This is a genomic window from Senegalimassilia sp. (genome assembly GCF_977052095.1).
In genome coordinates, this window is the sequence record NZ_CDRSTZ010000053.1 from 1 (window position 1) to 15,206 (window position 15,206).

The window sequence follows — 15,206 nt, forward strand, 5'->3', positions numbered from 1 at the left end:
CAGGCTGCGTTTCGCTGACCACTTCCACCACGTTGCCCTGCGCGTCGGCCATGACCTTGCGCTCGCCGTGGTCGCCGGCAAGCAGGTTGTCGTACATCTGCTCGACGCCGCTTCTGCCTACCGCATCGCCCAGCTCCAAATCGCGGCCTTCGGCCACGCTGGCCACGTCGTCGGCCGTGACGCTGCCCGTGTAGCCCACCGCGTGCGCCGCCAGCGCGCCGTGTGGGTAATCGCGCACCGTGCGTGTTTGCACGGTGATGCCCGGGAACGCGTCGGCGTGCTCAGCGATGAACGCCACGTTGCGCATGCTGGCGTCGCTTGCCACCACGCGTTGGCTTTGCGCGCCGGACGTGGAGTCCTTGATGCGCTTGCGCACGATGCCGTCGGGCACGCCAAGCACCGTGGACAGGCGCGCCACCACATCGTGGTCATCGGCCACGTCGGGGTCGGCAAGCACCGTCAGCGACGTGCGGTTTTTCACGATGGCGTTGCCGTCGGCGTCAAGGATGTAGCCGCGCGGGGCCGGCGTGTACACAGTGGTGTATTGGTTATCTTCCGATTCGCGCTTGAATGCGTCGCCGGAAAGCACCTGCATGCTCCACAGCTTCGTGGCAAGCGTGCCGAAGATAGCGCCCGCCAAAATACCCACGGCCACGAAACGAGATTTCAAGCTGTCGGCAGGATTCGCCACCGGTTGAGCGGGCGATGCGCCGCGCGCCACGCCGCCGGCAGGAACGCGGTGCGAATCGGGCAGCGACGACTTCACGCCCACCGATTGAATGGAGCGCACATCGCGCTTCACGCTGACGTTTTCGGTTTTGCGGCCGCGCAACACCACGTACAGCACCACCAAAATGGCGGCAACAACGATAAGCGCGATAACAGCGGCGATGATTGCTGAAAGCATGCCGCCTCCTTAGCGAAGCTTCGGCGTGCGCAACCCGCGGTCCTGGGTACCGCCCGCCAGAAGGCGCACCATCACGAAGTACAGCACCAGCCCCACGGCGCAATCGTACAGCGCGCACGGCAGCGCGCGCGTGACCAGGGCTTCCACGGGGTTTGCCGCCAAGCCGCACGCCATAAGCAGCATGCCGTAGGCCAACTCGGCCAAAAGCGCGCAGGCGACGAAGATGGCAAGCGGCATGAACAGCGTGTCGTTGTCCATAAGCGAGAACACGCGCGAGGCGATGAAGCACGCGATGACCAGCAGAAGCGCCATGCCGCCGACCGGGCCCGTGCCCGTCAGGTCGTACAGCAGGCCCATGACAAACGGCAGCACCGGGCCCGCCTCGTTCGGGATAACGATGGCCACCACGATGGCGTACGCCAGAAGAAAGTTCGGCTGCGCGGAGAACAGCGCGATGGCGGGGGCCAGGGCAATCTGCAGCACGAAGGCCACGATGGCGCCGATGACCAGCACGAAGTTGTTCTTCTCTGCCATAGGTTAGCGCCCCCCTTCGTTCGACGCGTCGTTTGCGTTCGTCGAGCTGTTCGAGCCGTTTGAATTGTTCGAGCCGTTTGAATTGTTCGAGCCGTTTGAATTGTTCGAGCCGTTTGAATTGTTCGAGCCGTTTGAATTGTTCGAGCCGTTTGACGAAGCGGTGCCGTTGTTGGAACCGGAGCCCGAGTTCGAGTTCGCGGACGTAGAACTGTTCGAGCTTGACGAGCTAGAAGACGCAGTCGACGAGCTCGAGCTGAACGTAGACGAATCATCGCTATCGTCCGCATCGGAGCCCACGCTGGATACCACCAGCACGTCCTCAAGCGTAGAGATGGCGTCGTTCGGCGAAACCACGGCGCGGCGCGACGTGTCGCCCTGCTGCGCGTCCACCTTCACCACCGTGCCGATGATAAGCCCGCGCGCATAGCTGCCGCCGAGGCCCGACGTGACAACGACGTCGCCGACGTTCACCTCGGCGTCGGCGTCAAGGTCTTCCAGGTACAGAAGGCCCACCAGGCTGCCGCGCAAGATGCCCTCCGCGCGGCTTGACTGCACCATGGCCGCCGCGCCCGACTGCGGGTCGGTCAGCAGGCGCACCGTTGCCGTGTGCGAGGACGTGGACACGATCTGTCCCACAACGCCCGACGTGCCCATGACCGTTTGACCAGTGGAAACGCCGTCGTCCGAGCCCTTGTTGATGATGACCGTCTGGCTCCAAGCCTCGGAGCTGCGCCCGATGACGCGCGCGCCCGTGCCTTCGATCTGGTACGTGTCTTTCAGGTCAAGCAGCTTCTGCAGGCGTTGCGCTTCCTGCTTGTACTCTTCCATTTGGGAATACTGCTGCACCAGTTGCTCGTTGTATTCGCGCAAGCCCGAAAGCGTGCTTTGATCGGCCGTGATGTTGTCCACCGTGTCGCCGACCGTGGAAGTGGCCGACTCGATGGAGCCGCCCACGATGCGCAACGGGCTGACCGCGCCGGACACAGCCGACTGCAGCGTGTGCAGCGGGCCGGTTTCGCCTTCGCGCCCGTACACCGTCATCATGACGACGGATGCAACGATAAGCCCAATGAGCAGAACTCGGCGCATAAGCGCCGAGCCTTGTTGTTGAAAATTGAGTGCCATAACCTAAGGCTTGTCCTATTTCGAGCGCATGAGCGTCTGCTTGAGCGCCTGCGGAGTTTCAAGAACCTTCAGGCAGCCCATAACCACGTTCGTCAGCGCCGTTTCGCTTACCCACACGGGAATTTCCAGCTTGTCGGTAAGGTAGCGGTCCAAACCGGAAAGAAGTCCGCCGCCGCCCGTAAGCAGGATGCCGTTCTGGATGATGTCGGAGGCCAGGTCAGGGTTCGTTTTCTTGAACGTTTCCTTGATGTGCACCACCATTTCCTCGCACGGGGCGATGAGCGCCTGGCGCACATCCTCGGACTGGATGGTGACTTCCTTGGGCTGTTCGGTGATGACGTCCTGACCGGAGATGATCATGTCGCGTTCGCGGCCGTCCTCGAACGGCAGGATGGAGCCGATCTTGATTTTGATGATCTCGGCCGTGCGCTCGCCGATCTTGATGCCCAGAAGGTCGCGCAGGTGCATGGCGATGGCCTCGTCCATGCGGTTGCCGGCCAAGCGCAGGCTGGAAGACGTGACGATGCCGCCAAGCGAGATGACGGCCACCTCAGTGGTGCCGCCGCCGATGTCCACCACCATGGAGCCGGTAGGCTCGGTGACGGGCAGGTCGGCGCCCATGGCAGCGGCCATGGGTTCCTCGATCAGGTATGCTTGGCGCGCACCCGCCTGCACGGCCGCTTCGAACACGGCGCGCTTTTCCACGGAGGTTGCGCCGCACGGAATGCAGATGACGATGCGCGGCTTGGCCTGCCACGGGTACTTGCGCGGCGCGGCCTTGTTGATGAATGCGCTGATCATGGCCTCGGTGACGTCGTAATCAGCCACCACGCCGTCATGCAGCGGATGCTCGGCGGAAAATGCGTCGGGCGTATGGTTGATCATGTTCTTGGCTTCGTGGCCGACGGCCAACACGCGATGCGTGCTTTTCTCGATAGCCACAACGGAAGGCTCGTTGACCACAATGCCCTCGCCCGGGATGGCGACCAGGGTATTCGCGGTGCCAAGGTCAATGGCCATGTCACACGACATCTGGCCAGTGAGCCCCGAGAAAAAATCCAAGAATGACATTTAGGCAAACCCCTTGTGCTACGTTTCTAGTGAAACCCGATTCTAGCACAGGGCATTTGCGCCCTCATCACATGCGCAAGGAAATCCATCAGGGGCACGCATTAAGACTTTTCGCCGCGATGTGCGCACCAAGCAACAGCAAGAGCGCTCGCAACCGTGCGGTCACAAGCGCTCTTTCAAGCACGTTCACCTTTTACTGTGTTTGTGCGGTTAGGCGTTCACGTAGATGTAGATGATGCGGATGGTGTCGGCTAGGTTGCCGGAAGCGTTGGCTGTGCTGTAGTCGTACAGCAGCACGCTTGACCAGTCGTGCGACGCGCCGTTGATGTCCACCTGGCCACCGAACGAGCAGTTCTCCTTCACCAGCGTGGTGCCGTCGGTGGCGTACGTGGAGTACGCCGTCTTGTCGGTGGGCAGCGTGGCCGCGCCGTCGACCACGGGCACGCCCGCGTCGCGCAGCGTCTTTTCCACCACGTGCTCGTTCTTCACCGCGTCGGCGAAGCTGAGCGACCCGTATCCCAGCGACGCGGTGGCCGCGGAATAGCCCGCCTGGATGATCTTGCCGTCCTCGTTCAAGCCCAGGTACACGCTGGGCGTGCCGGAACGCGTGTCGGCGGGCTCGGTGGTCAGCGCGATGGTGACGCTTTTCTTCACGGCGTTGCCCTCTTCGTTCACGTCTTTGCTGGACGTGACGGTAGCGCCGTGTTTCAGCTGCTCAACGGCCTGGTCCTGCGTCATGCCCAGCACGCTGGCCAGGTTGGGCACCTCGGTTTTCTTCGCCGTGGCCGACGCGGCGTCCTTGCCGGAGTTGTCCTGCGACAGGTTGCCCACGTCGGTGGACTGCTGCTGCGCCTGGGTTTGCTGCACCATGGCGCGACTGGACTCGTTGGCCAGCTGCCAGGCGTAATAGCCCAGCGCGCAGATAAGCGCGATCAGCAGCACCACGATGACCACCAGCACCTTGCGCACGCGGCGCGACTTCTTCAGGTGCGGATGCTCTTCCACCACCGCGGCCACGCGGCCGTGCTTGCCGCGCACGTGCACGGGGTCGGGCGACGGCACGGGAATCTCGTCGCCAAACACGGGCTCGTCACGCGGCTCCAAGCTTTCCACCGGGTCAGCGTAGTCTTCGCTGGTGTCGCCCTGGTACTTGAAGCCGCCCGCGTGCGCGCCGTGGCTGGCGGGCACGGGCGCGAACGCCTCGGTCAGGCCAAGGTTCGTGTCGCCATCGGCCGTGCCGTTGTCGGCATAGCTGCCACCGGCACCGATGGGCGCGAACGCCTCGGTCAGGCCAAGCGACGTATCTTGATCAGGTTGTTCTTTGCGAGCGCCACGGGCTACGTTGAAGCTGTGTTTAGACATGGTCTCACCTTCCTATTGCTGCAACTAGTGCATGAAACACGTGAAGTACACGATGGCCGCCACGATGATGATGGCCACGCCGGCAAGCACGGCCTTCTGCATGCCCGACATGGGGCCGGCTTCCAGGTCCTCGAGCGTTTGCTCGTTGTAGTCGTCGGCCGGGCGGGCGGCGTGCTGGGGCGCTGCGGGCTTGGGCTCGAAAGCAGTCGCGGGCTCAGACGCGAGTTCCGGCTCGGGCTCGTAAGCGGGCTCGCTTTCGCCAGCCGGCGCTTCGGCTTCCCATTGCGCCTGGTCAGCAGGTATTTCTTCGACAGCTTCGGCCTGCACCTGGGGCGTTGTGGCGTACGCGCCTGCCTGAATGACCACGTCATCGTCTTCGCCGGCATTCACCGTGATGTGGGAAAAGCGCTTGTCGTCCGCCACGGGGGCCTCCTGCCTTGCTTTGCTTGCTTGCCGTCTGCGTTTACCCGCTGATTATATCGGATAGCCGCGCCGGGCCCGCGCGTGCGCGAGAAAAACCACGGAGCGCCGGTAACGCGCGGCGCGAGGCGCGGCCGTTGTGCGACAATAGCGCCATGCAACAACGCCATACATAAGTAAGAAAGGCGGTCTTCATGGACCTGGTCCAAGGACAGAACCTGCACGGTTTTACCGTGCTCACGGCCGAGCCGCTGCCCGAAATCGACGGCACGGCGTACACGCTTTTGCACAACGTCAGCGGCGCGAAGCTGCTGTACCTGCAAAACGACGACGACAACAAGGCCTTCTCCATCGCGTTTCGCACGCCGCCGGCCGACGACACGGGGGTGTTTCACATCCTGGAGCATTCCGTGCTGTGCGGATCGGAGAAATTCCCGGTCAAAGAGCCGTTCGTCAACCTGTTGAAAACCAGCATGCAAACGTTTTTGAACGCCATGACGTTCGGCGACAAGACGCTGTACCCCGTCGCGTCCACGAACGACCAGGACCTCATGAACCTGGCCGACGTGTACATGGACGCCGTGCTGCATCCCGATATCTACCGCAAGCGCCAGGTGTTCGAGCAGGAAGGCTGGCACTACGAGCTGGTGGCGGCCGATGAGGCTGGCGAAGGCGAAGCGGGCGCAGATAGCGAAGGAACCGGCGCCGGCGCGGCTGCGCGGCCGCAGCTTGCGTACAACGGCGTGGTGTACAACGAGATGAAAGGCGCGCTGTCCGATGCGTCCAGCGTGCTGTACGACCAGCTGCAGGCAAGCCTGTTCCCCGACACGCCGTATGCGTTCGAGTCCGGCGGCACGCCCGAGGCTATCCCCACGCTAACCTACGAGCACTACCTGGAAGAGCACGAGCGCCACTACCGCCTGGACAACAGCTACCTGACGCTGTACGGCAACGTGGATTTGGACCGCATGCTGGCTTTTTTGGACGAGCGCTACCTGACGCCGGTGGCCGCTGAACAGGCGAAACGCACTGCCGAGCGCGAGGCGGCCGGACTGGCGCCGCTTGAACCGCGCACGTTGCCCGAGCAGGCGCCCGTGTGCGCGCTGGGCGTTCGCCGCACCATGGCAACCGCGCCGGAAAACGCCTGCATGGGGCTGGGCTACGTTATCGGGCACGTGCGCGAGCGCACGCGCATCGTGGCCTGCGACATCCTGCTTGACGCCATCGCCGGCAGCAACGAGGCGCCGCTGAAGCGCGCGCTTCTGGATGCGGGCCTGGCCGGCGACGTGCAGGCTTACCTGGCCGATTCCGTGCAGCAGCCGTTCGCGGTCATCCAGCTGCGCGGGCTGGGCGAAGACGCGCGCGAGCGGTTCCGCACCGTGGTGAACGACGAGCTTTCGCGCCTGGCCGCGGGCGGGCTTGACCATGCGCTGGTGGAGGCGTCGCTGTCGCGCGCCGAGTTCGTCATGCGCGAGCGCGACTTCGGCGTGGCCGACGGCGTTGCGCTGACCATGTCGGCGCTGTGCGGGTGGCTGTACGACGATGCGCTGGCTACCACGTACCTGCGCTACGAGGACGACTTCGCTTACCTGCGCCGCGCGCTTGACCAGGGGTATTTCGAGGAGCTTATCCGCGGCGTGTTTCTGGAAAGCCGCCACATGGCCGAGGTGGAAGTGGTCCCGGTCAAGCAGGCCGACGACGGCGAGGCCGCGCGCCTGGCAGCCGTGGCCGAGGGCTTTGCGCCCGAGGATTTCGCGCGCATTGAGGCCGAGGTGGCCGAACTGCGCCGCCTGCAGGAGACGCCCGATTCGCCTGAGGCGCTGGCAACGCTGCCGCAGCTGACGGTGGCCGACATTGGCCCGGCGCCTGTAGAGCCCGCATATGGCCTGGTGGAGGGCACGCCGGTGCCGTGCATTCGTCATACGCTGCCCACGCGCGGGTTGGCGTACGCCTACCGCTACTTCGACATGAGCGCGCTTTCGTTCGAAGACCTGCCGTATGTGGCCGTGCTGGGCATCGTGCTGGGCAAGCTGGCCACAGATTCGCACACCGCGTCCGAGATCGACACGCTCACGAACGGCAAGCTGGGCAATTTCTCGGTGTTCTGCGAGATTTACGAGGACGAGGCCGACCCGGCCACATTCCGCCCCGTGTTCGTGGCGGGCGCGTCGGCGCTGGCGGAGAACATCGATTGGCTGGCCAAGCTGCCGGGCGAAATTCTGGCGTCCACGCAGTTTACCGACACGGGCAAGATTCGCGACGCGCTCAAGCAGCGCCGCATCGGCATGGAGCAAAGCTTCGCGAACGCGGGGCACTCGGCAGCCATGGCGCGCCTGACGTCGTACTTCCTGCCGGCAAGCGTGATGCGCCAGCAGCTTGGCGGCGTGGGCTTCTACCAGTTCCTGAAAGATTTGCTGGAGCATTTCGACGAACGCGCCGATGATCTGGCGAAACGCCTGGGTGAAGTATCGCACAAGCTGTTTGGCGTGGAAAACCTTACCATGTCGTTTGCCGGCGGCGATGCCGAGTTCGACCGCTTCTGGGAGTGCGCGGACATTTGCGCGCCCGAAAGCGAGCGCCCGGCGGCCGCGCTTGCGGTTCCCGAGCCGAAGGTGCTCAACGAGGCGTTCGTCGTGCCCACCGACGTGTGCTACGTGGCCTGCGGCTACGACCGCCGCGCGCTCGGCGCGCCGTACACGGGCGCGTGGCAGATCGCGTCGCGCGTGCTGTCGTACGACTACCTGTGGAACGAGGTGCGCGTGAAGGGCGGAGCGTACGGCGCCGGGTTCCAAGCCGTGCGCTCGGGCACCGTGCGCTTCTATTCGTACCGCGACCCGCACCTCGACGAAACGCTTGCGCGCATGAACGCCACGCCCGCATGGCTGACGGCGTTCGAACCCACGCGCGAGGAGATGGACGGCTACATCGTCAGCACCGTGGCCGGGTTCGACACGCCGCTGAAGGCGCGCATGCTGGTGCGCCGCCAGGACGGCGATTTCTTTAGCCGCCGCAGCCCCGAGGCGCGCCGCGAGACGCGCCAGCAGATGATCGATGCCACGCCCGAGCAGCTGCACCAGCTAGCCGGCACCATCGAAGGCGTGCTGGCGAAGGGCGCCCTGTGCGTGTTCGGCAACAAAGAGATCATCGAGAGCGCCAAGGCCGACCTGCACGTGGTGGATTTGCTGAACGAGTAACGAGTCGCGCGGCTTGCGAAGCTGGGTGAGTTGGCAAGCTGGGTGTGATGAGATAGCAAGCGCCCCGCATTCCCGAACGGAATGCGGGGCGCTTTTGCGTGCGGGGGGGGGTTCGTTGAGTTTGCTTCCGCTATTCCCCCGCGAACTCGTCCACGAAGTGCAGGATGATGGCGGCGCTGGTGGGGGTCATGCGTTCACCGGGTAGTTTGCGGGTGGCCGTGGGGATGCCGCGCGCGATGATGGCCGCCGTGGCCGGCGCGGGAATGGCCAGCTCGCCGTGAGCGCACATCACCGTGCCTTCGCCCGTTTGCGCCGGCGTTGCCACAATGCGCTGCGGGTTTGCCTGCTCGATAGCCAGACACAGCAGCAACGTGTTGCGGATGCGCGCGCCGTCTCCCACCTCGTGGAAGTGCGTTTCGCCAACCGCGCAACCGTGCGCTGCGGCCTCGGCCTCAGCCAGGATGGTGTACACCACTCGCAAGTCGGCCTTCACGCGGTCGCTTACGGCCAGCGTATCGATGGTGGCCAGCACTTCGCCGATATTGTGGTGGTGCCGCTCGGGCACGCCCGCGGCGGCCGCCGCCTGCTCAAGCTGCTCGCGCGCACCTTCCGGCAACTGCAACAGCGTGTCACCCAGAAGTTGAGCGCGCGTGGCGTTCTCCGACAAATTCCAACGCAGCGCGTTCATGACGCCGCCCCTTTCTTCGCGCGCGACTCCGCACGCCGATTCGATCATATGAGCCTGATAACCCGCCCCGAAACCGTTGTCGATATTCACGACGGAAACGCCCGAGGCGCACGAGTTCAGCATGGCCAGAAGCGCGGCCAGCCCGTTGAAGCTGGCGCCGTAGCCCACCGACGTGGGCACCGCGATGACCGGGCATTTCGTCATGCCGCCCACCACGCTTGCCAGCGCGCCTTCCATGCCGGCCACTGCCACGATGGCCGCGGCGCCCGCAAGGTCGTCCGCGTGCGCAAGCAGCCGGTGGATGCCGGCTACGCCCACGTCGTACAGGCGCACCACGCGCGAGCCAAGCACCTCGGCCGTGACGGCCGCCTCTTCGGCGCAGTACAGGTCGCTGGTGCCAGCGCACGCCACGGCAACGTAGCTTGCGCGCGCAGGCGCGTGAATGGTACCGTAAATGCCCAGCTTAGGGATGGGACGATACTCGAACGCAAGGCCGACAGCCTCTTCGCCACCGGCCTGCGCCAGGAGACGCTCGACTTCGCGGGCTTTTTCCGCGTCAAGCCGCGTTACCAGCACGCAGGGCTGGCCGGCCGCAGCAAGCGCGCGGCAAATCTTGGCGATTTGCTCGGCCGTTTTGCCTGCGCCGTACACCACCTCGCCCGCGCCCGTGCGCGCCGCACGCTGCGTATCAACCTTCGCGAAGCCCAAATCGGTGAAGCCCCGCCCCGCAAGCATTACTTCCGCCTGCTCAGGCGCAAGATCGCCTGCCGCCACGCGTTCAAGCATTTCGCGCATCCGCCGTTCGTCCAAGCCATCCCCTTCCCTATCATCAATCGCTTCACTATGCTTTCGCGAATATTACACAACCTGAAGCTGGCTTCAGGTCAAGGAGCGTTCGCCAGCGTACACGAATTCGCTACGCAATAGCGCGCCCAAACGCAAGGCGGCCCCTGCGAAGTACGCAAGGGCCGCGTGATTGCAGGTTGCCGCTTGGCGCCCTGCCGCTAGTTCGTGGAAGTCGTAGTAGTTGCCGAACCGCTGGCAGCCGTGCTGGAGGAATTCCGGCCGGCCGTGGTGGCGGCAAGCGCCGCGGCAACGGGGTCGGTGGTGGTTGCCGTGTCGGCAGCGGTATCGGACTTGCCAGAAGCCTGGCTACCGGATTCGCTATCGCTTGAAGAAAGCGCGCCCGCCGTCAGCTTGATGTTGGACAGGTCCATTTCCTGGCCCAGCCACTTCTTCTGAATGACCGCAGCCACGCCATTGCTGTTCAGCGCGGAAAGTGCATTCGAAACGGCCTGCTTGAGCTGGGTGTTTCCGTCAAGCACGCCCACGGAATACCCGCCGACGGACTGCATGAGCGCCACCATGTGCACATCCATGCCAGCGTTGTTCGCCACGTACGTGCCCACCACGGCATCGGCGGCCACATACTGCACCTGGCCCGACTGCAAGGAGGAGAACGCGCTCTTCAGGTCGTCGGTGGTGGTGATGGTGCTGTCGTCGTACTCGTTCGTCACAGCCCAAGCGCTGTTCGACGACACCTGCGCGGCAATCTTCGTGGCCGCGGTGTTCGTGGGCACCGTGGAGTTCGACGACTGCGCGAACAAGGCCACGGCCGTGGGCAGGTACGTGTCCGATGTCCAGAACGTGGCGGACGAATCGGCCTTGCTGACGCCCATGACCAGGTCAACCTTGCCCGACGACAACGCAGAGGCCGCCTCGGTTCCCACATCGGTGACTTCAAGCTTCAGGCCCAGCTGATCGGCCAGCGCCGCCGCCATGTCAACGTCGATGCCGACGATTTTCGTGGAAGAGGAAGGCTGCCCGGCCAGCGGCGCGTTGCTGGCGTTCACGCCCACGCGCAGCACGCCCTCTTGCGCGATGGTTGGCTTGCTGACCTGCGGCGTTGCCTCGGGGGGCGAATAGGGCTCCTCCTGCTGCTGGCAACCCGTGGCCGTAAGCAGCATGGCCGCCGCGCACGCAACCGCAGCGCAACATGCCGCAAAGCGCTTGAAATGCTTCATACCGAACTTCCTCCATCTAGTTCTTGAAAAGGCTTCTTTCGACTGACCTAGTTTTTGACCCCACACTCGCGCACCGGGGTTTAGCTTTCGCGCCGCCCTCTCCTCCGTCGCGACGGTATGTCGCTCGTATAAACGGAAGGTGCGTCTTACCTCTAGGATACGCCATGCTCGTCGGCGGCCGAGGCCGCGCGGCTTACGTGGATCCTTTTGACCGCATCTGCCATGGACTAGGGCCCTAAGGGCCCGCAACTACAGACTCGAAAGAAGTGGGAAGTAGTTTAGCAGATGCGCGCCCGGCCGGCACAAGCATGCGCAGAATCTGCAGGGGGCGTTCGCGCGGGCAAGGTTTCGCGTGCTCGCGGGAGCGATGTGCGCAAAAGGCCTGCAAGGTTGGGCTGATACGCTTGAGGGCATGACCATTGCCGCGAACATAGCGAACACGATTGCCCTGTACGGGTTTGGCGCCGCCGAGGCGTTGGCCGAAACCGTGTGGCCGACGCGCTGCGCCGTGTGCGACGCGCCCGGCGAGCCGCTGTGCGAGCACTGCCGCACCGCGCTTCGCTACGTGGATTGGTGGCGCGCCTGCCCGCGTTGCGGCGCGCCGTTCGGACGGCTGCAGTGCTGCGAGTGCAACGAGGTGATGCTGACCGCCATCGGGCGCAGGCGCCCTGCGTTCGACGGCATGACCGCCGCCGTCACCTACGACGATGCGGCCGCGCGCATCGTGCGCAGCTGGAAAGACGGCGGCGAGCGGCGCCTTGCCCGCGAGATGGCGTGCCTGATGGCCCCGCAGGTGCCGCCCGGCTGGCTGACTGACGCGCCCGTGTGCGTGCCCATCCCCGCCAGCGGCGCCGCGAAGCGCCGCCGCGGATTCGACCACGTCGACGAGCTTTCGCGCGAGGTCGCCTGCGCGCTTGGCCTGCGCCGCGTCGGCCTGCTTGTACCACCGCGCACGCTTGACCAGCGCACCCTCGGGCGCAAAGGGCGCATCGGCAACTTGAGCGGCAGCTTCCGCGTCATCGAAGGTGCAACGGTGCCGCCGCACGTGCTGCTTGTCGACGACGTGTGCACCACGGGCTCCACCATGTCCGCCGCCTGCGACGCCTTACGCGCAGCCGGCGCCCAAACGCTCCACTGCCTCGTGTTCGCACGGGTGTGAGGAGCCGCCATCCCCTACGCAAGAAAGGCGGCCCGCAGGCCGCCTTTCGTTTGCACTTCGTTGTTTGCGATTTTCCCTACGCACACGCCCTTACGCGCGCTCGCGACGCGACTCGCTTTCCGCGAACTCCTGCACATCAACGTTGATGGAGTGCTTGATGGGCTTCCAGTTGCACTTCTTCACCAACGCCACCAGTGCAATGGGCACGTACGTCAGCATGAAGAACGGGAACGTGAACATGTAGCGAATCTTCTTCGCCGTGGTGGAATGGATGGAGTCCCATTCCACGAACGTGGTAAGCACGCCGAACATGAACATGAACACCAGGTAGTTCATCAGGCAGAAGCAAATCGACGACACCGACGAGGCCACCATGACGCCCGTCGACATCATGCCCGCCGCAGCCAGCGCGATGATGATGGCGTTGAACGTGACGCTGATGATGGTCAGCAGCATGCCGGGCGCAATGGTCATGAGCATGTCGTAGCACGCGAAGCGGCTGCCCTTAGGGTTGGTGACGATGCCTTTCGCCAGGCGCGCGCCGTAGTGCCAAAACACCTGGTAGAAGCCCTTCGCCCAGCGGAAGCGCTGGTTCCACGAATCGCGGAACGTGATGGGCTGCTCGTCGTAGAGGATGGCCGTGGGCGTGTAGCTGATGCGCTCGCCTTCCAAGATGGAGTTCGCCGAGAACTCGATGTCCTCGGTAAGCAGATGCCACTTCCAGCCGCCGTTGCGCTCGATGACCTTCGCCGAGATGAAAAAGCCGGTGCCCGAGATGGCGCAGCTGGTGTTCAACGTCAGGCGCGCCTGGTTGAGGAACTTCGCCTCGCGCAGGAACCACACGGCATAACCTGCGGAAATCCAGTTGCTGTCGTAGTTTTTGGAGTTGCGGTAGCTGGTGGAGGCCACGGCACCGTTGTCGAACGTCTTGTTCATTTCGCGGAAGTAATTCACGTCAAGCACGTTATCGGCGTCGAACACGAAGTAGGCCTCGTAGCCACGATCGGAATACTGGCTGAGAATGACGTTGAAGCCGTAATCAAGCGCGTAGCCCTTGCCCACCTGCTCGGAGTTGAAGCGCGGGAACACCGTGGCACCAGCTTCGCGGGCCACATCGGCCGTGTTGTCCGTGCAGTTGTCGGCGATAACGAACACGTCGATGAGCTCCGACGGGTAGTTCTGCACCTTGATGGAGTGGATAAGCTGCCCGATGACGGCGCTTTCGTTGCGCGCGCTGATGACCACGGCGAACTTGTGGTTCTTTTTCGCTACCAGCTGTTTGGGTTTGCGGGTAAGAACCACGAACACGTAGTACAGCTGGTACGTATAGCAGATGGTGAATGCAAGAAACACGCAGAAGTTGAATATGTCAACAAACGAAACCTGCGAGAAGAACTGATCTAGCACCTTTGCTCCTTTTACGGGCCGCACTCGCTTCGCGGCCGACCTATGCGCCCTGATGGCGCTTTCCCGCCTCCGATGCTTGCGCAGGGAAGCCGGGAACGTCCCGCGCGCTGATTGCGTTTCGGGTTCATGCTGTAGGCGGAACGTTTCAAACTTGTAGAATTATAGCGGCCGAATTCGCGTTTGTCCTGCATCTGCGCGCGTTTGCCACTTTTGCATGGCCAGCGCGGCGCGAATTGTCGGGTTTGCACACCTCTTGCGCACACGCTCTCCACATTCTCCGCCAGCCGCCAGGCGACGGGCGGCTATGGCAACTGCGGCCCATGCCCGGGAAGCCAAGCCCTATGCGGTGCGAGAAATTGCTGCCCGCGCCTAGGAGAGCCAGGTTCGGCACGGCGAGAGCAACTGCGGCTCATGCCCCGAAAAGCCAGGCTCCGTGCGACGCGAGCAGCAATTTCTCGCCATCGCGCAGAACTGGCCTTTCCCACTTCGCGTGTTTTCCGCCTTCGCGCGCTGCGCCTCTTTCCCATTTCGCGCGATTTAAGCCCACCAGCAAGACGACCTCGAGCACCGCGGCAGCGAAGCAGCGCAACTGCACTAGCTGATACGCCGAATACCGTAGCCGAATCGCCGGAATCATGCGCTTGATTCGTTCTCGCTTACGTTACTCGCAAACGTCTGCAAAGCATTTTCGAGCGCCGAAATTCCCACAACCCGAACTCCAAGAAACCGTGCAAAGCAAGCATATCGACTAGCGGCAACATGCCGGCGCGCTCTCGGTCGAATTGCGAAGACAATCCCCGTAAGGTTCAACGTGTTGCAAGCCGTCGAACCTGCAAAACATTTGCAAGGTTTGATCTTCATAATGAAAAGCCCCGGAATCCGACCTTGGTGCACATTTGGCGCACAAACTGGTGCACAAACGAAAAAGGCCAGGACCCGCAAGGCCCTGGCCTGGTGTTTCATGGAGCCGGCAACAGGATTCGAACCTGCAACAGGCAGTTTACAAAACTGCTACGCTACCGTTGCGTCATGCCGGCACGCTATTTTCGGGTTTGATTATTGTACGTGAAATTCCGGACTTCTCAAAGCACGACTTTCACTTCGCCCCAGGAATCTCCAAAGCTCGGTACAAACGATCGGGCACCAAGCTAACCAAGTCATCGGTCCACATGTTCAAATCCATGGGAGCATCAGACCGGAACCAATCGTTCAGCACCTCGCATTCAAGCTTCGAGAAAGTTTCAACAAGGAATTGCATATTATGATCAACGGGAACGTGTCGGTACGATTGCAACGTTTCCAGCAGCACAACTTT

12 protein-coding genes, 1 tRNA gene and 1 pseudogene are annotated in these 15,206 nt (G+C 63.3%); 2 read left to right on the top strand and 12 right to left on the bottom strand.

What is annotated here, in order from left to right; translation table 11 throughout:
- From ACWI6D_RS08245 to ACWI6D_RS08270, 6 genes and pseudogenes are all read right to left on the bottom strand, one after another.
- Positions 1-907: pseudogene (locus ACWI6D_RS08245) on the bottom strand (hypothetical protein); the annotation flags it as partial.
- Positions 908-916: 9 nt separating this feature from the next.
- Positions 917-1,441, bottom strand: a complete 525-nt coding sequence (gene mreD / locus ACWI6D_RS08250; RefSeq protein ID WP_129424303.1) for a rod shape-determining protein MreD — start codon at positions 1,439-1,441, stop codon at positions 917-919.
- A gap of 3 nt (positions 1,442-1,444) precedes the next feature.
- A complete protein-coding gene (gene mreC / locus ACWI6D_RS08255; protein WP_449134327.1) occupies positions 1,445-2,566 on the bottom strand; it encodes a rod shape-determining protein MreC in 1,122 nt (373 codons plus the stop codon).
- A 15-nt stretch (positions 2,567-2,581) separates the two neighbouring features.
- Positions 2,582-3,628, bottom strand: coding sequence for a rod shape-determining protein (gene mreB / locus ACWI6D_RS08260; RefSeq protein WP_374047757.1), 1,047 nt, complete (start codon positions 3,626-3,628; stop codon positions 2,582-2,584).
- Between the two features lie 219 nt (positions 3,629-3,847).
- The gene (locus tag ACWI6D_RS08265) at positions 3,848-4,999 is read right to left on the bottom strand and encodes a hypothetical protein (RefSeq protein WP_449134328.1); all 1,152 of its coding nucleotides are present in this window, start codon (positions 4,997-4,999) and stop codon (positions 3,848-3,850) included.
- A gap of 24 nt (positions 5,000-5,023) precedes the next feature.
- Positions 5,024-5,422 carry a hypothetical protein gene (locus tag ACWI6D_RS08270; protein WP_417751093.1) on the bottom strand — a complete coding sequence of 133 codons (399 nt, stop codon included), beginning with the start codon at positions 5,420-5,422 and terminating at the stop codon, positions 5,024-5,026.
- Positions 5,423-5,613: 191 nt separating this feature from the next.
- Here ACWI6D_RS08270 and ACWI6D_RS08275 point away from each other — a divergent pair, with 191 nt between their 5' ends.
- Positions 5,614-8,613, top strand: coding sequence for an insulinase family protein (locus ACWI6D_RS08275; RefSeq protein ID WP_449134329.1), 3,000 nt, complete (start codon positions 5,614-5,616; stop codon positions 8,611-8,613).
- Positions 8,614-8,743: 130 nt separating this feature from the next.
- Here ACWI6D_RS08275 and larB read toward each other — a convergent pair whose 3' ends face one another.
- Both larB and ACWI6D_RS08285 read right to left on the bottom strand, forming a co-directional pair.
- Entirely contained in the window at positions 8,744-10,111 is a 1,368-nt protein-coding gene (gene larB / locus ACWI6D_RS08280; protein ID WP_449134330.1) for a nickel pincer cofactor biosynthesis protein LarB, read from the bottom strand.
- A gap of 194 nt (positions 10,112-10,305) precedes the next feature.
- Complete coding sequence (locus tag ACWI6D_RS08285; protein WP_449134331.1) at positions 10,306-11,325, bottom strand: substrate-binding periplasmic protein; 1,020 nt, start codon at positions 11,323-11,325, stop codon at positions 10,306-10,308.
- A gap of 352 nt (positions 11,326-11,677) precedes the next feature.
- Between ACWI6D_RS08285 and ACWI6D_RS08290 the strand changes: the two genes are divergently transcribed.
- Complete coding sequence (locus ACWI6D_RS08290) at positions 11,678-12,484, top strand: ComF family protein (RefSeq protein WP_449134332.1); 807 nt, start codon at positions 11,678-11,680, stop codon at positions 12,482-12,484.
- Between the two features lie 90 nt (positions 12,485-12,574).
- On the opposite strand, the gene ACWI6D_RS08295 is transcribed toward ACWI6D_RS08290, so the two are convergent.
- The 4 genes from ACWI6D_RS08295 to ACWI6D_RS08310 all read right to left on the bottom strand — a co-directional run.
- Positions 12,575-13,891, bottom strand: a complete 1,317-nt coding sequence (locus tag ACWI6D_RS08295; protein WP_449134333.1) for a glycosyltransferase family 2 protein — start codon at positions 13,889-13,891, stop codon at positions 12,575-12,577.
- A gap of 409 nt (positions 13,892-14,300) precedes the next feature.
- Positions 14,301-14,528, bottom strand: a complete 228-nt coding sequence (locus ACWI6D_RS08300; RefSeq protein ID WP_449134334.1) for a hypothetical protein — start codon at positions 14,526-14,528, stop codon at positions 14,301-14,303.
- Between the two features lie 325 nt (positions 14,529-14,853).
- Positions 14,854-14,928 (bottom strand) — tRNA-Thr (locus ACWI6D_RS08305).
- A gap of 59 nt (positions 14,929-14,987) precedes the next feature.
- Positions 14,988-15,206 (bottom strand): hypothetical protein (locus ACWI6D_RS08310; protein WP_449134335.1); only part of this gene is annotated, 219 nt, incomplete at its 5' end.